Annotated in this window: 19 protein-coding genes; 9 read left to right on the top strand and 10 right to left on the bottom strand. The window is 73.5% G+C overall.

All coding sequences use genetic code 11. The features are described from left to right. Positions 1–490: 490 nt before the first annotated feature. The 4 genes from AB0N29_RS13650 to AB0N29_RS13665 form a co-directional block, all read right to left on the bottom strand. Positions 491–1,297, bottom strand: a complete 807-nt coding sequence (locus tag AB0N29_RS13650; RefSeq protein ID WP_302267815.1) for a hypothetical protein — start codon at positions 1,295–1,297, stop codon at positions 491–493. Next, positions 1,294–2,787 carry a glycosyltransferase family 2 protein gene (locus AB0N29_RS13655; protein WP_364867453.1) on the bottom strand — a complete coding sequence of 498 codons (1,494 nt, stop codon included), beginning with the start codon at positions 2,785–2,787 and terminating at the stop codon, positions 1,294–1,296. Before AB0N29_RS13655 ends, AB0N29_RS13650 begins: the two co-directional genes overlap by 4 nt. Before the next feature lie 149 nt (positions 2,788–2,936). Beyond that, on the bottom strand, positions 2,937–3,215 hold the full coding sequence (locus tag AB0N29_RS13660) for an acyl-CoA carboxylase subunit epsilon (protein WP_364867455.1): 279 nt from the start codon (positions 3,213–3,215) through the stop codon (positions 2,937–2,939). Then, on the bottom strand, positions 3,215–4,846 hold the full coding sequence (locus AB0N29_RS13665; RefSeq protein WP_364867457.1) for an acyl-CoA carboxylase subunit beta: 1,632 nt from the start codon (positions 4,844–4,846) through the stop codon (positions 3,215–3,217). Before AB0N29_RS13665 ends, AB0N29_RS13660 begins: the two co-directional genes overlap by 1 nt. 101 nt (positions 4,847–4,947) lie before the next feature. Here AB0N29_RS13665 and AB0N29_RS13670 point away from each other — a divergent pair, with 101 nt between their 5' ends. The 6 genes from AB0N29_RS13670 (at position 4,948) to purE (ending at position 9,524) form a co-directional block, all read left to right on the top strand. Beyond that, on the top strand, positions 4,948–5,781 hold the full coding sequence (locus AB0N29_RS13670) for a biotin--[acetyl-CoA-carboxylase] ligase (RefSeq protein WP_364867459.1): 834 nt from the start codon (positions 4,948–4,950) through the stop codon (positions 5,779–5,781). A gap of 46 nt (positions 5,782–5,827) precedes the next feature. After that, on the top strand, positions 5,828–6,337 hold the full coding sequence (locus AB0N29_RS13675) for a PH domain-containing protein (protein WP_364867461.1): 510 nt from the start codon (positions 5,828–5,830) through the stop codon (positions 6,335–6,337). After that, positions 6,330–7,361: an adenylate/guanylate cyclase domain-containing protein gene (locus tag AB0N29_RS13680; protein WP_302267809.1), complete on the top strand. Its 1,032-nt coding sequence runs from the start codon at positions 6,330–6,332 to the stop codon at positions 7,359–7,361. The genes AB0N29_RS13675 and AB0N29_RS13680 overlap by 8 nt, the downstream gene beginning before the upstream one ends. Before the next feature lie 102 nt (positions 7,362–7,463). Next, positions 7,464–7,772: a winged helix-turn-helix domain-containing protein gene (locus AB0N29_RS13685; protein WP_364867463.1), complete on the top strand. Its 309-nt coding sequence runs from the start codon at positions 7,464–7,466 to the stop codon at positions 7,770–7,772. A 71-nt stretch (positions 7,773–7,843) separates the two neighbouring features. Continuing rightward, positions 7,844–9,004: a 5-(carboxyamino)imidazole ribonucleotide synthase gene (locus tag AB0N29_RS13690; RefSeq protein ID WP_302267806.1), complete on the top strand. Its 1,161-nt coding sequence runs from the start codon at positions 7,844–7,846 to the stop codon at positions 9,002–9,004. A 1-nt stretch (position 9,005) separates the two neighbouring features. Then, entirely contained in the window at positions 9,006–9,524 is a 519-nt protein-coding gene (gene purE, locus AB0N29_RS13695) for a 5-(carboxyamino)imidazole ribonucleotide mutase (RefSeq protein ID WP_302267805.1), read from the top strand. A 143-nt stretch (positions 9,525–9,667) separates the two neighbouring features. On the opposite strand, the gene AB0N29_RS13700 is transcribed toward purE, so the two are convergent. From AB0N29_RS13700 to AB0N29_RS13725, 6 genes are read right to left on the bottom strand one after another with little or no spacing between them, the layout of a single operon-like run. Next, a complete protein-coding gene (locus tag AB0N29_RS13700; protein ID WP_302267803.1) occupies positions 9,668–10,348 on the bottom strand; it encodes a response regulator transcription factor in 681 nt (226 codons plus the stop codon). Beyond that, on the bottom strand, positions 10,345–11,625 hold the full coding sequence (locus AB0N29_RS13705; RefSeq protein ID WP_364867467.1) for a histidine kinase: 1,281 nt from the start codon (positions 11,623–11,625) through the stop codon (positions 10,345–10,347). The genes AB0N29_RS13700 and AB0N29_RS13705 overlap by 4 nt, the downstream gene beginning before the upstream one ends. Next, the gene (locus AB0N29_RS13710) at positions 11,622–12,626 is read right to left on the bottom strand and encodes an acyltransferase (protein ID WP_302267801.1); all 1,005 of its coding nucleotides are present in this window, start codon (positions 12,624–12,626) and stop codon (positions 11,622–11,624) included. Before AB0N29_RS13710 ends, AB0N29_RS13705 begins: the two co-directional genes overlap by 4 nt. Continuing rightward, positions 12,623–13,606: a D-alanine--D-alanine ligase gene (locus tag AB0N29_RS13715; RefSeq protein WP_364867470.1), complete on the bottom strand. Its 984-nt coding sequence runs from the start codon at positions 13,604–13,606 to the stop codon at positions 12,623–12,625. The genes AB0N29_RS13710 and AB0N29_RS13715 overlap by 4 nt, the downstream gene beginning before the upstream one ends. After that, a complete protein-coding gene (alr, locus tag AB0N29_RS13720) occupies positions 13,603–14,766 on the bottom strand; it encodes an alanine racemase (protein ID WP_364867472.1) in 1,164 nt (387 codons plus the stop codon). The genes AB0N29_RS13715 and alr overlap by 4 nt, the downstream gene beginning before the upstream one ends. Further along, positions 14,763–15,404: a M15 family metallopeptidase gene (locus tag AB0N29_RS13725; protein ID WP_364867474.1), complete on the bottom strand. Its 642-nt coding sequence runs from the start codon at positions 15,402–15,404 to the stop codon at positions 14,763–14,765. The genes alr and AB0N29_RS13725 overlap by 4 nt, the downstream gene beginning before the upstream one ends. A 163-nt stretch (positions 15,405–15,567) precedes the next feature. On the opposite strand from AB0N29_RS13725, the gene AB0N29_RS13730 reads away from it, so the two are divergent. The 3 genes from AB0N29_RS13730 to AB0N29_RS13740 all read left to right on the top strand — a co-directional run. Then, positions 15,568–17,847 carry a chemotaxis protein CheA gene (locus AB0N29_RS13730; protein ID WP_364867476.1) on the top strand — a complete coding sequence of 760 codons (2,280 nt, stop codon included), beginning with the start codon at positions 15,568–15,570 and terminating at the stop codon, positions 17,845–17,847. Continuing rightward, on the top strand, positions 17,844–18,263 hold the full coding sequence (locus AB0N29_RS13735) for a chemotaxis protein CheW (protein WP_302267796.1): 420 nt from the start codon (positions 17,844–17,846) through the stop codon (positions 18,261–18,263). Before AB0N29_RS13730 ends, AB0N29_RS13735 begins: the two co-directional genes overlap by 4 nt. A gap of 19 nt (positions 18,264–18,282) precedes the next feature. Next, the coding region (locus tag AB0N29_RS13740) for a methyl-accepting chemotaxis protein (protein WP_364867479.1) at positions 18,283–19,208 on the top strand (926 nt) is incomplete at its 3' end.

Consider the following 19,208-nt stretch of genomic DNA (forward strand, 5'->3'; position numbering starts at 1 on the left):
TCGATGCCCTGCGCACCTCGCCGGGTCTCGACGACGCCTCGCCAGGGCCCGGCTGCTCGACCAGCGGCAGCCGGGAGACCGCCGCGACCACTCGCCGTACCTCTCCCGTAGCTGCCCCCACCGCGACCACCCATGGCCAGGAAGCCGGAGACGAGCACCCAGGCCCTGCGCACCTCACTGGGTCTCGACGACGCCTCGCCAGGGCTCGGCTGCTCGACCAACAGGGCGACCTGGCAGCCGGGAGACCGCCGCGACCACCCGCCGTACCTCTCCCGTAGCTGCCCCCACCGCAACCACCCATGGCCCGGAAGCCGGAGGCGAGCACCCAGGCCCTGCGCACCTCACCGGGTCTCGACGACGCCTCGCCGGGGCTCGGCTGCTCGACCAGCAGCGACTCCCCAGGCCTGCGCACCTCACCGGGTCTCGACGACGCCTCGCCGGGGCTCGGCTGCTCGACCAGCGATGCTTCGGCTGCTCGACCAGCGGTGGGTCAGTTGGCGTTGATCGGGATCTTGGTGACGACCGTGGGGGTGTCGGACTCGAAGATCGCGATGGGGACGGTCTGCTTCACGGTGCGGGCGACGAACTCACCGGAGCCGGGGGAGGTCTCGAAGTGGACGTCCGCGACGAGGGTGAGCTCGACGCCGCGGGTGTCGTCGGAGACCGGGCCGATCTTCTGGTTGCGCAGCTCGAAGGCGCCCTTCGGCGAGGTGATCAGCATGCCGTGGAGCGGATGGGTGACCGCCTCGGGGTCGAAGGTGATCCGCGAGGCCTCGGCGTCGAGGCGGTAGGGGTGCTGGGTGCGGCCGCCGTCGGAGGTGATGGTGCGCGAGGTGGCCTTGATGTTGCCCAGGTAGGCCTTGCGCTTGGTACGGAAGGGGTCGCGCAGCTTCCGGTCGAGGTCGTAGACCTGCAGGGTGAGGGAGAAGAACTTGTTGCCCTTGGGGAACCACTCGTTGGTCCGCGGCGTGGCCTTGGTCGGCCACATCGTGTAGACGAAGTCCATCCCGTCCATCTTGATGTGCGACTGGAACGTGCCGTCGCGGGTGAACTGCGAGTCGTACGCCGGCTGCGCGGCGGCGGGGTTCTCCGCCTTCACCGGCTCCGGGTCCGTGCCGAAGCCGTCGAGGACCGAGCAGCTCGACAGCGAGCCGGCGACGAGGAGGGCGAGAGCGGCGGCGAGGCCGCGCAGTCCGCGGGACCGGCGGGGGCCGCCGGGGCGGGAGGACGTGGACACGGTGGTGGTCTCCGGAGCGGTGGGTCGGGTGGGAGCGGGTACGGCGGCGCGGGCGCTCATGCCTTGAACCCGCGGTAGCGCCGGCACGACTTGATGAACATCCAGACGGTCTGCAGCACGGTGATGACGCCGAGGATCGGCCAGCCGAACGCCAGCAGGTCCGACGTGGTCTGCACGGGCACCTGCGTCCAGGCCGCCCAGGTGGCGACGAAGAAGACGCCGAGGGCGACGAACGGGTAGGTCCAGGCGATGCCCTTGCCGCGCTCGGCCTTCGCCTGGGCGGCCCAGTTGTCGGTCTGCTGGCGGCTGAAGAACTTCAGCCAGGCCCGCACGAAGTGGCCCATCCGGATGAACATGTAGAGCTCGGCGGGGAAGACGAGCAGCACGAAGAGGTAGTCGCGCCGGTTGGCGAACTGCATCGAGTGCGCCACCCGGAAGTTCAGCCACACCGCGGCCAGCGGCGGGATCAGCCACCAGGCCTGGAAGACGAACGCGTCGATCATCAGCGAGCCGATGAGGAGCGCCAGGAACATCAGGCGCGTGGTCATGTTGATGACCATCGAGAGGTGCTCGAACCACCGCAGCCGCAGGTTGGGGTGGAACGGCTGGCCCTTGGTGTCGCCGCGCTGACCGGGCCACATCAGGTCGATCGCGCCGAAGTTCCACTTGACCTGCTGGGCGTCGAGCGAGCGCAGCGTGGTCATGCCGCCGACGTGCGCGCGGGCACGGGCGGAGATCTTGGTGAGGTAGCCGGCGGACTTGATCTGCAGCGAGAGCAGGGAGTCCTCGACCTCGGAGTCGCTGACCCACGGCGTGCGCTGGTGGCTGTCGCGCATGACGTCGCGCAGCGCCTGGGTGGAGAAGATCGAGAACTGGCCGCCGAGGACCGCCATGTTGCGGCCCTTGAGCAGGTTCTGCATGTTGAACGCCGAGAACTGCGCGCGCTGGCCGGCGATCAGGAACTTGGTGACGACCCCGTCCATCGCGGAGTCGTCGATGGAGTAGATCGCCGAGATGCCGCCGATGCGGTCGTCGCTGGAGATCTCGTCCACGAGGTGCTGGATCGCGTCCGGCTCCGGCGTGGTGTCGCCGTCGACGCCGAGCAGGTAGTCCATGTGCTCGACGAGGGAGTAGCCGTAGTTGAGGGCGCCGACCTTCTTGTCGGGGTTCTTGCCGATGTCGTGGACGTAGACGACCGTGGTCTGCTCGCCGGTCGGCGTCATCCGCGTGTGCGGGCCGGCGTAGTGGCTGGCGATCTCGACCGAGTCGTCGCTGGTGTTGTTGACGACGAGGTGGATGGCGTCGGGCAGCCGGGTCTGCTGCAGCAGCGAGTCCAGGACGCCGGCGATGGTCTCGGCCTCGTTGTACGCCGGGATGACGCAGCCGACGGTCGGGCGCAGCGTCGGCAGCTCGTCGACCGCCTCGAGGAACTGCTGGGCGTAGGCCTCGAGTGCCGGGTCGGGCATCCGCACGTAGCGCGGGTCCTCGACGCCCGGGGCGAGCCCCGCCGTCAGCTGGTCACCCGCCGACCCCATGTCGTTCGCGTCCACGTGCTGTTCCTATCCCTGCCGGGCCGCTCCGTGGCTGCCCGTCCGGTCGTCTGTCGGGACGATCCTGGTGGGCCCACCTCAAGGGGTGGCGCCGCGAACCTCAACTTCCGCTCAAGGATGACGTGCGGAGGGGGCTCGGCGGGTGGGAATCAGCGAGGAAGTGCGCTCGATCGCCAGCCGCCGGGGCCGTGCGGCAGCGTGCGGCGTACGGCGCGGTGCGGCGCGCCCCACTCGGGCCGCGGCCGCGGGGGCGCCGGCTCGTCGCCGCCCATCGCGGAGAGCACGGCCACCAGCGCCGCGACCTCCTCGGGGGTGGCGTGCGGGCTGACGACCCGCAGCAGGGGCCGGGTCGGCTCCTGCCCCTGGTCCTGCGCCTGGTCCTGCGCCTGCTCCGGGGCGACGGCCGGGGACTGCTCGTCGGCGGCCATCAGAGCGGGATGTTCCCGTGCTTCTTCGGCGGCAGCGTCTCCCGCTTGGAGCGCAGGAGCCGCAGCGCACGGACGACCTCGGCCCGGGTCTCGTGCGGCTGGATGACCGCGTCGACGTACCCCCGCTCGGCGGCGATGTAGGGGTTGGCCAGCGTGGTCTCGTACTCGTCGATCAGCTCGGCGCGCCGAGCCTCGACGTCGCCGCCCTCGGCCTCGACCTGGGCGAGCGTCTTGCGGTGCACGATGTTCGCCGCGCCCTGGGCGCCCATGACCGCGATCTGGGCGGTCGGCCAGGCGACGTTGATGTCGGCGCCGAGGTGCTTGGACCCCATGACGTCGTAGGCGCCGCCGTAGGCCTTGCGGGTGATGACGGTGACCAGCGGGACGGTGGCCTCGGCGTAGGCGTAGATGAGCTTGGCGCCGCGGCGGATGATGCCGTTCCACTCCTGGTCGGTGCCGGGCAGGAAGCCGGGCACGTCGACGAAGGTGAGGACGGGGATGTTGAAGGCGTCGCAGGTGCGCACGAAGCGCGCGGCCTTCTCGGAGGCGTCGATGTCGAGGGTGCCGGCGAACTGCATCGGCTGGTTGGCGACGACGCCGACGGGGCGGCCCTCGACGCGGCCGTAGCCGATGATCAGGTTCGGCGCGAACAGCTCCATGACCTCGACGAAGTCCTCGTCGTCCACGACGGCCCTGATGACGTCGTGCATGTCGTAGGGCTGGTTCGGGGAGTCCGGGATGATCGTGTCGAGCGCACGGTCGGAGTCGTTGACCTCGAGGTCAACGACCTCGTCATAGGCCGGCGGCTCGTCGAGGTTGTTCTGCGGGAGGAACGAGAGCAGCGCCTTGACGTACTCGATCGCGTCCTCCTCGTCGGAGGCCATGTAGTGGGCGTTGCCGGACTTGGTGTTGTGCGTCCGGGCGCCGCCGAGGTCCTCCATCGAGACGTCCTCGCCGGTGACGGTCTTGATGACGTCGGGACCGGTGATGAACATCGCCGAGGTCTGGTCGACCATGACGGTGAAGTCGGTGACCGCGGGGGAGTAGACGTGGCCACCGGCGCAGTTGCCCATGATCATCGAGATCTGGGGGATGACGCCCGAGGCGTGCACGTTGCGCCGGAAGATCTCGCCGTACAGGCCGAGCGAGACGACGCCCTCCTGGATGCGGGCGCCGGCGCCCTCGTTGATGCCGATGATCGGGCAGCCGGTCTTCATGGCGAGGTCCATCACCTTGGTGATCTTCTCGCCGTACACCTCGCCGAGCGAGCCGCCGAAGACCGTGAAGTCCTGGGAGAACACGCACGCCTGGCGACCGTCGATGGTCCCGTAGCCCGTGATGACGCCGTCGCCGTAGGGACGGTTCTTCTCCAGGCCGAAGGCGGTGCTGCGGTGCCGGGCCAGCTCGTCGAGCTCGACGAAGGAACCCTCGTCGAAGAGCATCTCGATGCGCTCGCGGGCGGTCTTGCGACCCTTGGCGTGCTGCTTCTCGACGGCCTTGGCCGAGCCGGCGTGCACCGCCTCGTCGAGCCGCCGGTCGAGGTCGGCCAGCTTCCCGGCCGTGGTGTGCAGGTCGATGTCCGCGGGGACGTCGGTCCCCTGCCCGGGACGTTCGGTGCTCTCTGCGCTCACGGTCCGGAGGTCTCCTCGCTGGCGTCGGTGCTGGCGTCTGGCTGGCGTCTGGCTGGCGTCTGGTTGGCGCCGTGGCTGGGCCGTGGGTCAATGTAGTGCCCGTGACCGCGACGTCGGCCGAGCGCCCACCACTTGACGAGACCGTCCTCTCCGCCATCAGTCCGGACCTCGTCCCGGGCCTCCTCGTGGAGGTGGTGCCGCAGGCGCCGTCGACGAACGCGCTGGTCGCGGAGCGCGCCCGGGCGGGTGCGCCGGAGGGTCTGGTCGTCGTCACCGAGCACCAGACCGCCGGCCGGGGTCGGCTCGACCGGTCGTGGGAGACGCCGGCCCGCTCCGCGCTCACCTTCTCGGTCCTGCTGCGCCCGACCGCGCCGACCCGGAGCTGGCCGTGGCTCCCGCTGCTCGCCGGCTACGCCGTGGACAAGGCGCTCAAGGCCGACGGCTTCGCAGCCGGGGTCAAGTGGCCCAACGACGTGCTCATCGGCGACCGCAAGGTCGCCGGCATCCTGGTCGAGCGGATCGAGACCGAGGGCGGGCCCTGTGCCGTCGTCGGCATCGGCATCAACGTCGGGCTCGCCCCCGAGGAGCTGCCGGTCCCGACGGCGACCTCGCTGGCCATCGAGGCCTCCCACGGCTCGGCGGGCGGGACGGCGCCCGACCGGACCCGGCTGCTGGTCGACGTGCTCGCCAGCCTGCGCGAGTCCTACGACGCGTGGCAGGCCGGTGGCGACCTGGCCGGCATGCGGCTGGCCGAGTCGTACGCCGACGCCTGCGTGACGGTCGGCCGGCAGGTGCGGGTCGACCTGCCCGACGGCTCGGTGCTGACCGGGATGGCGACCGCGATCGATCCCTCGGGGCACCTCGTCGTGGCCGGCCCCGACGGCCCGGTCGCGGTCGGTGCCGGCGACGTCGTGCACGTGCGTCCCGCGGACTGACTGCTTCCCGCACCGCTCCGGGTGTGATCGGTGACATGATCCGCGGGTGGCCATCTCGCAGAAGCTCCTGAGCGACGGGGAGACCGTCGTCGTGAGCACCCGCACGCACGCGAAGGCACTCCTGGCGCCGCTGCTGGTGCTGGTCGTGGTGCTCGCCGCTGCGGTGTCGGTGCAGGTGCTGGCCGACAACCGGTACGTCACGTGGTTCGTCTGGGCCGTCGCCGCGGTCGTGCTGCTGCGGTACGTCGTGTGGCCGTTCCTCGTCTGGTCGACCGCGTCGTACACCTTCACCGACCGGCGGCTCGTGACCCGGACCGGAGTCCTGACCCGCCGCGGCCACGACATCCCGCTGTCGCGGATCAGCGACGTGGCGACCGAGCTGCACCTGACCGACCGGATGCTCGGCTGCGGCACGCTGGTCATCAGCGACGCGAGCACGCACGGCCAGGTGCGGCTGCCGGACATCCCGCACGTCGAGGACGTCCAGCGCCGGCTCAACGACCTGCTGCACGGCCTGCACGACCCCCGGACCGACCGACGCGACGAAGGTGCCTGAGCTGACCTCCCAGAACCCCGACCAGCCCGACCAGCCCGACCAGCCGCCCGGGGAGGGCCAGGCTCCCGAGGAGCTGCACCGCACCATCCTCGGCGAGGCCCTCGACCTGAGCGCCGAGGACGTCGCGGCGGGCGCGGGGGTGAGCCTGGAGGAGACCCGCCGGCTGTGGCGGGCGCTCGGCTTCCCTGAGCACGGCGAGGAGGCGGCGTACAACCAGGCGGACCTGCGGGCGCTCTCCACCCTCGTCGACGGCGTCCGCGCCGGCCTCTTCGACTTCGACCTCGCGGTGAACATCACCCGGGCCGTCGGCCAGAACATGGCGCGCCTCGCCGACTGGGAGGTGGCTGCGATGGTCAACCGGATCGACGAGCTCGAGCACGGCGACGAGGCGACCGGCACCCGCGGCGGGTCGGCCCGGCGCTTCCTCGACCACTTCGGCGGGCCGTTCGAGGAGCTGCTGATCTACGCCTGGCGGCGGCACCTGGCCGCGGCGGTCGCGCGGATCGAGGCGCTCGGCGCCGACGAGGAGGACCTGCACACCACGACCCTGTCGGTGGGCTTCGCCGACATCGTGTCGTTCACCGCGCTGTCCAACCAGCTGAGCGAGGAGCGCATCGGCGACCTGGTCGAGCTCTTCGAGTCCCGGTGCGCGGACGTGGTGGCGATCCAGCGCGGCCGGGTCATCAAGAGCATCGGCGACTCCGTGCTGTTCGTGAACGACGACCCCGTCCGGGCCTACGACACCGCCGAGGGGATCATCAACGTCATCGGCCGCGACCAGCGGATGCCCGACGTCCGGGTGGGCCTCGCCACCGGCTCGGTGGTCATGCGGCTGGGGGACGTCTTCGGGCCGCCGGTGAACATGGCGGCCCGGCTGACCGCGGTGGCCCGGCGCAACCGCGTGATCGTCGACGCCACGACCGCCGAGCTGCTGCCCGCGGACCAGTTCGAGACCCGCCGGCTGCCCGCCCGACCGGTCCGCGGCTTCGGCATCGTGGAGCCGTTGGCCGTCCGGAGACATTAAGACGGGTCTCACCTTTCTGGGTGAGAAACCTGGCAGGAAGTTGTCACTGTCAATACGGGGCGTTTTTACCCGGTTCACGGACTGGCTGCCTACGGTTGTCGTGTGTTCGAGGTGCAGGACGTCCGAGTCGACCCAGACAGCCGCCGTGCGTGGCGCGGCCAGGAAGAGGTCGTGTTCTCCCGCAAGGAGTTCGACCTCGTGCAGGCCCTGATCTCGCGGGCCGGGGACATCGTGACCCGCGACGAGCTCATGCGCGACGTGTGGCACACGACGTTCTGGACCTCCTCGAAGACCATCGACGTGCACCTCGGCTGGGTCCGCCGCAAGCTCGGCGACGACAGCCGGCGCCCGCACCTGATCACCACGATCCGCGGCAAGGGCCTCCGGTTCGAGACCCGGCCGCCCGCCTGACCGGCCCCCTGCCGAGGGCGTGGCGCTGACCGGCCGCCGGACGGTGGGGTCGTCTGCTCTAGGGTTCCGACGTGCCTGAGCTCGCTCCCACGCTGGCCGTCATCGGCGGTGGCCAGCTCGCCCGGATGATGGCGCAGCCGGCGATCGCGCTCGGCCTGCCGCTGCGGCTGCTCGCCGAGGCCGAGGGCGTCTCCGCCGCCCAGGTCATCCCCGACCACCTGGTCGGCGACCACCGCGACCTCCCGACGCTGCGGGCGGTGACAGCCGGCTGCCGCGTGGTGACCTTCGACCACGAGCACGTGCCGACCGAGCACCTGCACGCCCTCGAGGCCGACGGCGTCGCGGTCCGCCCGGGCCCGGACGCGCTGGTGCACGCCCAGGACAAGGGCGTGATGCGCGAGCGCCTCGCCGCGCTCGGGGTGGAGTGCCCGCGGAACGCGATCGTCGCCGACGTCGCCGACGTCGAGGCGTTCGGGCTCCCCTGCGTCCTGAAGACCACCCGCGGCGGGTACGACGGCAAGGGAGTGTGGTTCGTCGGCTCCGCCGAGGACTGCGCCGAGGCGTTCGCCGCCGCCCGGGCCACCGGGGTGCGGATCCTGGCCGAGGAGCGGGTCGACTTCCGGCGCGAGCTCTCCGCGCTGGTGGTCCGCTCGCCGAGCGGCCAGGCGGCGGCGTACCCGGTCGTGGCGAGCACCCAGCGCGACGGCATCTGCCACGAGGTGGTCGCCCCGGCGCCCGACCTCGACCCCGACCTCGCGACCCACGCCCAGCAGGTCGCGCTCCGGATCGCCGGCGAGCTCGGCGTCACCGGGGTGCTCGCGGTCGAGCTGTTCGAGACGACCGACGGGCGCGTCCTCGTCAACGAGCTCGCGATGCGGCCGCACAACACCGGCCACTGGACCCAGGACGGCGCGGTCACCTCGCAGTTCGAGAACCACCTCCGCGCCGTGATGGACCTGCCGCTGGGCTCGCCGGCCCCCCGCGCGCGGTGGACGGTGATGGTCAACATCCTCGGCGGCCCCGACCCCGAGGTCGGGCGGCTCTGGGACGGCTACCCGCACGCGATGGCGCGCGACCCGCACCTGCGGGTCCACCTGTACGGCAAGGAGCTGCGACCGGGCCGCAAGGTCGGCCACGTCAACGCCTACGGCGACGACCTTGAGGACTGCCTGGAGCGGGCGCGGCACGCCGCCGCCTGGTTCCGTGGCGACCTCGGCAACGAGAGTGAGTGACATGGCTGAGCAGGTGCGCGTCGGGATCGTCATGGGGTCGGACTCCGACTGGCCGACGATGCAGGCCGCGGCGGAGGCGCTGGAGGAGTTCGGTGTCGCCCACGAGGCCGACGTCGTCTCCGCGCATCGGATGCCCGAGGAGATGCTCGCCTACGGCAAGGAGGCCGCCGGCCGCGGGCTCTCGGTGATCATCGCCGGGGCCGGGGGAGCGGCGCACCTGCCCGGCATGCTGGCCGCGGTCACCCCGCTGCCGGTCATCGGCGTCCCCGTGCCGCTGCGCTACCTCGACGGCATGGACTCGCTGCTCTCGATCGTCCAGATGCCGGCCGGCGTCCCGGTCGCCACGGTCGCGGTGGGTGGGGCCCGCAACGCCGGCCTGCTCGCCGTCCGCATCCTCGCCGCCACCGACCCCGCGCTGCAGCAGCGGATGGTCGACTTCCAGGCCGAGCTCAAGGCCTCCGCCCAGGCCAAGGGCGAGGTCGTGCGCCGCGAGTCGGCGCCGCGACGCGTCGGCTTCTAGGCGGCTCCCTGCCGCCTGCCGTCGGGCCACCGCGATCGTTCAATTGCGCGATCCGGGTGGCGAAGACCGGGATCCGCTGAACAGGCCACCGCGATCGTTCAATTGCGCGATCCGGGTGGTCGAGGACCGCAGCAGGGCCGGGATCAGCCCCCGACGAGCCCGTGCTCGTGGGCGAAGACGACGATCTGCACCCGGTCGCGCAGCGCCAGCTTGCGCAGGATCGCGCCGACGTGGGTCTTGACCGTGGACTCGCTGGCGTAGATCCGCGCGGCGATCTCGGTGTTGGACAGCCCGCGGGCGACGGCGGCGAAGACCTCGCGCTCCTTCTCGGTCAGCCCGGCGTACGCCGCGGGCACGGCCGCCCGGGCGCGGAACTGGCCGTCGAGCAGCGTCGAGAGGTCCGAGGGCGCGAGGACGGCGTTGCCGGCGTGCACGGTGCGGATCGCGTCGCGCAGCATCAGCGGGGTGGTGTCCTTGAGCAGGAACCCGCTCGCGCCGTACCGGATCGCCGTCGCCGCCCGGTCGTCGAGGTTGAACGTCGTCAGCACCACCACCCGCAGCGGCTTGCTGCGGCGAGCGGCGCGGTCGGGGGTGAACAGCTGGCGGGTCGCCTCGACGCCGTCCATCTCGGGCATCCGGATGTCCATCAGCACCACGTCGGGCTCGAGCTCGTCGACCAGGCGCAGCGCCTCGAGGCCGTCCCCGGCGGCGCCGACGACCCGCATGCCGTCCTGGGCGTCGACGATGACCCGCACGCCCTCGCGGAAGAGGTCCTGGTCGTCGACGAGGAGGACCTCGATCTCGCCGGGGGTCGAGCCGCTCACCGGCCGGCTCCCCGGGGCACGGACCGCAGCGGGACCCAGGCCGTCGCGGTGAAGGTCGCGCCGCCCGGCTCCTCGCGGCGGCGCACGTCGAGCCGGCCGCCGACCGCCTCGAGGCGGCGGCGCATGCCCTCCAGCCCGTGGCCGGCCGTCGCCTGCGCCTCCATCTCCGCGGGGTCGACGGCCGCGAGCGGGCGGGTCTCGTCGGCGGCGGGCGGGGCGCCGACCACGTTGCGCACCTCCAGCCGCAGCTCGCCCTCCCAGTGGCGCTCGACCAGGACCGGCTCGCCCCGGTGGCCGTGGCGGATCGCGTTGGTGAGCATCTCCTGCAGCACCCGGAAGGCCACCACCTCGAGCTCGGGCGGCAACGGCCGCGGGGTGCCGACCTCGGAGGAGACGACCTCGTGGCCGCTGGCCCGGACGCCCTCGACCAGGGCGTCGAGGTCGCCGTGCTGGCCGGCCGCGGGAGCGGCGCCGGCGGAGGCGCTGAGCACCTGGCGGACGTCCTGGAGGGACGTGCGGGCCGAGGTCGCGATGTTGGCCATGGTGCGGCGCAGCGCCTCGGCGTGCGCCTCGAGGTCCGTGGCGGGGAGGTACTGCGCCGACTCGGCCTGGGCCAGGATGACCGCCAGGGAGTGCCCCACCACGTCGTGCACGTCGCGCGCGAGCTGCGCCTGTCCCTCGCGCAGCCGCGCGATCTCCTCGGCCTGGTCGCGCTCGGCCTCGGCGGCGACCTGGGAGACCCGCGAGCTGCGGGCCCGGTCGAGGAACCGCAGGGCGAGGCCGGCCAGCCACGGGGTGGCGAGCAGCGCCAGGATCAGCAGGCTGGCCGGGACCCGCCAGTCCCCGCCGCGGTACGCCGTCTGGGCGAGCAGGCGGACGCCGACCAGGTCCAGCGCGCGGTAGACGAGGTCGCTGTCGAGCCAGAGCACCGCGATGAGCGCGCCGAGCGGCATCGACAGGCCGCTGAGCCACACCGTGAGCGGGCGGCCCCAGCGGGCGCACCCGAAGGCGGCGACCGCCAGCAGCACCTCGACGAGCATCGCGCCGGTCCCGCTGGTGACCTGCACGGCCCCGGCGAACCACGCCGCGGCGAGCGACCCGGCCGGCAGCGCCCGCGAGAGCCCGACCGCCACGGCGACGGCGAGCACGACGAGGTACGCCGCGCCGCCGTCGTCGAGGAAGAGGTTGCCCCGGACCTCGATGATCCCCAGGGCAAGGGTGGCGACGCCGGCGGAGGCATCGGGCACCCACCGCTGCCAGGTCGGCGCCTCGCTCACGCGGCCACCGGGGCCCGGTCGGGCGCGGCCGCGCGGCGGCGCTGGAGGGGCGCCTCGACGAAACGCCAGCTCAGCGCGGCGCACACCAGGGTCAGCACGGCCGCCAGCGGGCCGGCGAGGTCGGTGTGCGGGCGGAGCCAGACCGTCAGCGGGTAGTTCCACAGGTACGCGGCGTACGACACCGTCCCGAGCCACACCAGCGGACGCAGGAGCGGGGAGCCCACGGTCGTCCAGGTGCGCCAGGACGACAGCACGACCGCCGTGAGGAGCGCGATGGCCGGGCCTCCTGCCAGGTAGGTGAGCGCGTGACCGCGCAATGGAACCACGGCCAGGACCGCCAGCGCGCCGAGGGCCGCCAGCACGACCGGTCGCGGCACCCGCAGCCGGTCGGCACCGATCCGGGACGCCGCACCCACCACGAAGCACACCGCCCAGGAGGTCGGCAGCGCGTAGGCGAGGTCGGGGTCGCTGCGCAGCCACACCACGGTCGCCGCGCAGGCGAGCAGGCAGCCGACGGTCGCGACGACCAGCAGCGTGCGGGTGCGGCCGCGGGGCACGGCGAGCAGGAGGAGCGCCGGCCACACGAGGTAGAACTGCTCCTCCAGCGCCAGCGTCCACAGGTGGAACGTCGCGTCGCTCGGGTCGCCCAGCGGGAGGTCGGCGGTCCAGGTCAGCGCGACCAGGACGGTGTCGCCCAGCCGGTCGCGGTCGCCGATCGGGTCCAGCGCGAGCGTCACCACGACGACGCCGGCGACCAGCACCAGCAGCGGCGGGACGAGCCGGCGCGCGCGACGACGGTAGAAGCGGAGCAGGTCGATCCGCCCCGTGCGGGCCACCTCGTCGACCAGCAGGCCGGTGATCAGGTGGCCCGAGAGGGCGAAGAACACCACGACGCCGACCACGCCCGCGCCCGGGAAGGGGTCCGGGGCCGCGTGCCGCAGCAGCACGAGGCCGACGGCCACCCCGCGCAGCAGGTCGATGCCGTCGACCCGCCCCCTCACGCCAGCGCGCCGCGGACGAGCTCGTCGAGCAGGGCGGCGTACGGCAGGCCGGCGGCGGCGAACATCCGCGGCACCTGGGAGTGCTCGGTCATCCCCGGGACGGTGTTGACCTCGTTGAGCACCAGCCCGTCGGCGGTGAGGAAGAAGTCGACCCGGGCGACGCCGTCGCAGCCCAGCGCGTCGTACGTCGCCACCGCGGCCTGCTCGAGCGCCTTGGCGTCGACCTCGTCGAGGTCCGCCGGCACGAGGAGGTCCGCGTGGCCGCCGTACTTCGCGTCGTGGTCGAAGAGCCCGTCGACCACGATCTCCAGGGCGGGCGAGGCGAGCAGCGACCCGTCCGGCCGCCGCAGCACGGCGACGTCGACCTCGCGGCCGTCGACGACCTCCTCGACGAGCACGCGTCCGTCGAGGGCCAGCGCCGCGTCGAGCGCGGGCGCGAGCCGGTCGGGCGTCCGGACCAGGGTCACGCCGTGGCTGGAGCCGGCGGCCACCGGCTTGACCACGACCGGCCCGGTCCACGCGAGCGTCGCGGCGGTGTCGGCGGTGACCAGCCGTCCGGCGGCGGTGGCGATGCCCACCGCGCCCGCGACCAGCTTGGTCACCCACTTGTCCATGGCGACGGCGCCGGCGCCCACGCCGGAGCCGACGTAGGGCCTGCCGGCGAGCTCGCACAGCGCGGCGAGCTCGCCGTCCTCGCCGTGCGGGCCGTGGACGACGGGGAAGACCACGTCGCAGCCGGCCAGCACCCCGACGGCGCCGGCCAGGTCGAGCGGGGTGCCGTGCTCGTCGAGCCAGGACCCGTCCCGGGCGATGGTGAGCCGCACGACGTCGTACGCCGCCGGGTCGAGCGCGTCGGCGACGGACGCGGCCGAGGCCAGCGACACGTCGTGCTCGCAGCTGCGGCCGCCGCCGATGACCGCCAGGCGGGTCGGGACGCGGGTCGGGACGTGGGTGGACCGGGGGCTGGTGAGGGTGGTCACGGGAGGCTCCTGAGGTGGGTGGCGCCGGCGGTGCGGCGCTGGAGACGGGCGGCGGCGCCGAGGCCGGTGACGACCTCGTGCGGGATGGTCCCGGCCCAGGCGGCCCACTCCTGCGCGGTCGGCTCGCCCGCGTCGCCGGGACCGAGCAGGGTGACCGGCTCGCCGAGGTCGACCGGGCGGTCGCCTAGGTCGACGACGACCTGGTCCATGGAGACGCGGCCGACCAGCGGGCGCCGGCGGCCGGCGACGAGCGCCTCGGCGCGGCCCGAGGCGGCGCGGGGGAGCCCGTCGGCGTACCCGACCGCGAGCAGGCCGAGGTGGGTGGCGCGCTGGGTGCGGTGCGCGTGGCCGTACCCGACCGGCGTCCCGGCCGGCACCCGACGCACGGAGACGACGGGGGCCGTCAGCGTGAGGGCCCCGCGCAGCGGCGTCGTGCCCGAGGGGTCGATGCCCACGAGCCCGGCACCGACCCGGCTCATCGTGTGGTGGGTCCGGGGGTCGGTGAGGGTCGCGGCGGTGGCGGCGAGGTGGCGGTGGACCGGCCGCAGCCCGGCGGCACGGGCCGTCTCCAGCGCCCAGGCGAACCGGGTCCGGGCGAGCCCGTTGCACGGGTCGGTGGGGTCCTCGGCGCAGCCCAGGTGGCCCATCAGCCCCACGACCTCGACCTGGCCGCGCCGCTCGGCACGGCGCGCCGCGGCGCACAGCGCCGACCAGGAGGCGGGCGCCGCGCCGTCGCGGGCCATGCCGGTGTCGACGTGCAGGTGGACCCGCGACCGGCCCGGTGCGGCGGCGACCGCGGCGAGGTGCTCGGCGCCGGGGACGGCCACGTCGACGTCGCGGGCGGCCGCGGCGGCCCAGTCGGCGTCCACGGGGTTGAGCCAGCTCAGCAGGGGCGCGCGCAGCCCGGCCGCCCGCAGCGGCCACGCCTCGCCGAGCCCGGTGGTGCCGAGCCAGGTCGCGCCGTGCGCCAGGGCGGTGCGGGCGACGTCGACCGCACCGTGGCCGAAGCCGTCGGCCTTGACGACCGCCATTAGCGCGCCCTGCGCGCGGTCGGCCAGCAGCCGGGTGTTGGCCGCGACGTCCGCCAGGTCGACCTGGAGCACGGGCACCTGTGCCGGCCCGGGGACCGCCGTCGGCGCGGGGGAGCACGCCGTGCTCACGCCGCCACCGCCTCGGTGACCGGGCCGTGCAGCGCGTGGGCGGCCCCGGTCACCAGCGCCCAGTACCGGTCGCCGTGGCTCCAGTGCCACCACTCGGTGGGGTAGTTGACCAGGCCCTCGGCCCCGAGCACCTCGGCGAGCAGGCGCCTGCGGGCGCGGGCGGCCGCCGGGATGTCGGTGGCGGCGGTGAAGCAGCGGCCGCCGCTCTGCTCGGGGGTCGCGTCGACCGGCGTGCCAAGGTCGAGCTCCACGCCGGCGGGGTCGGTGCGGACGTCGACGAGGGTCAGGTCGACGGCGGCGCCGGCCACGTGCGGCGCCACGTCGAGGGGCGAGACGAACCGGCTGGTGAGGCGCTCCAGCGCGGCCGGGTCGCCCGCCGCCTCCGGGTGCAGGACCCGCAGCTGCGCGGCGTACGCCGTGATGATCGCCTGCTGGTCGACCGCGCTGCGGTGCCCCTCGAGCACCCGCAGCCGGAGGCCGTCGGGCAGTGCCGCGTCGGCGCGCACGAGCCGCTCCGCGAGGCCGCGGCGGACCCGCGCGCCGACGGGGGAGAGGTCCGCGCCGAGGCGGACCAGGGGCTCACCGGACTCGACCACCGGCACGGCTCGGACCCGCGGGTCCGACAGGAGGATCGTCATGGTCCCCACGCTGCCGCGGCCGCCGCCGTGGCGCGTCCGCCTCAGGTGCCGGACCGCTGTCCTCGAGGACGAGATCCCCTCCCACCGGCGGATCGGCTCAGGTCGGCGCCGTGCCGACCGATGAGGGGGCTGCCGAACATGGATGGAAGGCAGCAGGACACACATGGACGAGATGGACGAGATCGTCCAGGAGTTCCTCGTGGAGAGCCACGAGAACCTGGACCAGCTGGACCGCGACCTGGTCGCCCTCGAGCGGGAGCCCGGCTCCCGGGACCTCTTGGCGAGCATCTTCCGCACGATCCACACGATCAAGGGGACCAGCGGGTTCCTGGCGTTCGGGCGGCTCGAGGCGGTCACCCACGTCGGGGAGAACCTGCTCGCGAGGCTGCGCGACGGCAAGATGTCGATGACGCCCACGACGACCGACACGCTGCTGGCGATGGTCGACGTCGTCCGCGAGCTGCTGACCTCCATCGAGGCAACCGGCGGCGAGGGCGAGGTCGACGTCGAGCCGGTCGTCGCGCGGATCTCCGCGGTGCTCGACGGCGGCCAGGCCCCCGTGGACGCGGTCGCCGAGCCGGCCCCCGTGCTCGAGCTGGAGCCGCTCGTGGCCGAGCTCCTCGCCGAGCCGCAGACCGGGCCCGAGCCCGAGCCGGCCCGCGAGCCCGAGCCGGCCCCCGAGCCGCTGCCGGTCGTCCGGCAGGCGGCCGAGGACACCGCCGACGCGACGGCTGCTGAGCCGGCGCGCCGGAACGTGGCGGACGCCTCGATCCGGGTCGACGTCGACCTCCTCGACACGCTCATGCGGCTCGTCGGGGAGCTGGTGCTGACCCGGAACCAGATCGTGCGGCAGGCGGGCGCCCAGAGCGCCGACCAGGAGCTGGCCGGTGCCGCGCAGCGGCTGAACCTGATCGCCAGCGAGCTGCAGGAGGGCGTGATGAAGACGCGCATGCAGCCGATCGACCACCTGTGGTCGAAGCTGCCCCGCGTCGTCCGCGACCTGGGCTCCGCGCTCGACAAGTCCGTCGAGCTGGTCATGGAGGGTCGCGAGACCGAGCTGGACCGGTCGCTGCTGGAGTCGGTCAAGGACCCGCTGACCCACCTGGTCCGCAACGCCGTCGACCACGGCCTCGAGAGCGCCGCCGACCGCCTCGCCGCGGGCAAGCCGGCGCAGGGCGGGCTGACCCTGCGGGCCTACCACGAGGGCGGCCAGGTCGTCGTCGAGGTGTGCGACGACGGTGCCGGCATCGACCCGGCCCGGGTGTCGGCCAAGGCCGTCGAGCGGGGCCTGCGCACACCCGCGCAGCTCGAGGCGATGACCCACGCCGACGTGCTGCAGCTGATCTTCACGCCGGGCTTCTCGACCGCCGCGGCGGTCACCAACGTCTCCGGCCGCGGGGTCGGCATGGACGTGGTGAAGACCAACATCGAGGCCATGGGCGGCACCATCGAGGTGGAGTCCGCGCTCGGCCGCGGCACCACCTGCCGGCTCCGCATCCCGCTGACCCTCGCGATCGTCCCCGCCCTCACCGTCGAGTGCGCCGGCGACCGGTACGCCATCCCGCAGGTCAGCCTGCTGGAGCTGGTCGCGCTCGACGCCGACCGGGCCGCCAGCGAGGTCGAGGACGTCAACGGCGCCAGCGTCTACCGCCTCCGAGGCGCGCTGCTGCCGCTCGTGCGGCTCGCCGACGTGCTCGGTGTCGAGTCCGACCGCTCCGACGGCCACGTGCTGATCGCGGTCCTGCAGGCCGAGGGCAAGCGGTTCGGCCTGGTCATCGACCGGGTGCTCAGCACCGAGGAGATCGTCGTCAAGCCGCTCACCTCGCGGATCAAGGAGCTCGGGACGTACTCCGGCGCCACGATCCTCGGCGACGGCCGCGTCGCGCTCATCCTCGACGTGCAGGCGCTGGCCCGGCGGGTGCTGTCCGCCGAGGCGCTGGAGCGCGCGACCGGGCAGGCCACGGCCGTCGAGGCCGTCGCCGCGAGCGACCACCTCCGGATGCTCGTCGTGGGCATCGGGGGCGAGCGCCGGGTCGCGATCCCGCTCTCCTCGGTGACCCGGCTCGAGAGCATCCCGGCCTCCACGGTGGAGCAGGTGGGCAGCCGCGAGGTCGTGCAGTACCGCGGCGCGATCCTCCCGCTGCTCCGGCTCGACCGGCACCTCGGGGCCTTCGGGGGCCAGGAGAACGACGAGCTGACGGTCGTCGTGTACTCCGCCGGCGAGCGCAGCGTGGCGATCGTCGTGGAGGAGATCATCGACATCGTCGACGAGGACGCCCAGGTCCGCAGCGACATCGACGACCACGGCCTCCTCGGGTCGGCCCTGGTGCGCGACCGGATCGTGGAGCTGCTCGACGTGCGCGCCGCGATCCTCGCCGCCGACCCCGGCTTCTACGACCACGCGCCCCTCGAGGCGGCGCCCGAGCTCGCGGAGGCGCTGTGAGCACCCGACTGGTGACCTTCACCCTCGACGACCGCGTGTACGGCGTCGACGTGGACGCCGTGCAGGAGGTGCTGCGCGGGCAGCCGCGGACGCGGATCCCGCTGGCACCGACCAGCGTGGCCGGGCTGATCAACCTGCGCGGCCAGGTGCTCTCGGCGGTCGACCTGCGCGAGCAGCTCGGCCTGGCGGCGTACTCCAGCGACCAGGAGCCGATGCTCGTCGTCATCCGGGTCTCCGGCGAGCCCGTGGCCCTGCTGGTCGACAGCATCGGCTCGGTCGTCGACGTGGAGGCCGACCAGTTCGAGCCGCCGCCGGACACCCTCGCGGGCGTGGCCCGCGACCTCATCCTCGGCGCCTACAAGCTCGAGGACCAGCTGCTGCTCGCCCTCGACGTCGACCGCGCCGTCGCGGCCTGACCCGGACCCCGGAGCCATCATGAAGACCCTCATCACCTGGTCGGTGGGGCGGCGCCTCGCCGCGATCGCCGGCATCGGCGTCACCACCTCCGTCGTCATCACCGGCGTGGCGGTCCACGGCCTGCAGCAGGTCGACCGGCTCAGCCAGGAGCTGGCCGCGCTGGAGGACACCCGCTCGGGCATGCACGCGATCGACACGCGCTCCAGCGAGCTGAAGTACGACGCGCTGAAGTCGCTCACCGCCGAGGACCCCCGCACCGTCGTGACCGACGTCGAGGAGGACGTGGCCACGATGGAGGAGCTGGTGGCGTCCCTGCCGTCGGACAACATCGAGGTCAGCCCGGACGAGGTGGCCGCCTTCGGTGCGGCGCTCGACGGCTACGGCCGCGACATCGCCGCCTTCGTGGCGGGTGCGGTGAAGGACCAGCGCGCGATGCATGCCCGGGTCGGGGAGATCCAGGAGGCCAACGACAAGGTCGACGACATCGTCGGCGGGGCGGTCGAGGACCTCACCGGCTCGGCGGAGGCCAAGACCGACGAGGTCGACGGCGCGCGCAGCGACATGATGCGCAACATCCTCGTCGTCGCGGTGCTCGGCATGCTCGCCCTCGCTGGGCTGGCGCTCGTCATCGCCCGCTCGATCACCCGGCCGCTGCGCCGCGGGATCGACGTGCTCCAGGCCCTCGCCGGGGGCGACCTGACCCGGCGGGTCGAGGAGACCTCGACCGCCGAGCTCGGCGACCTCGAGCGTGCGCTCAACGCCTCGGTCGGATCGGTCGCCCAGATCGTGACGTCGGTGTCGGAGTCGGCCGAGGCCGTCGCCGGTGCGGCAGAGGAGCTGTCGGCGGGTTCGCAGCAGATCGCTGCGGGTGCGGAGGAGACGTCGGTGCAGGCGGGTGTGGTCTCGGGTGCTGCGGAGGAGGTGTCGCGGAACGTGTCGACGGT

The organism is Nocardioides sp. NPDC092400 (genome assembly GCF_040684155.1).
Taxonomy (GTDB): Bacteria; Actinomycetota; Actinomycetes; order Propionibacteriales; family Nocardioidaceae; genus Nocardioides.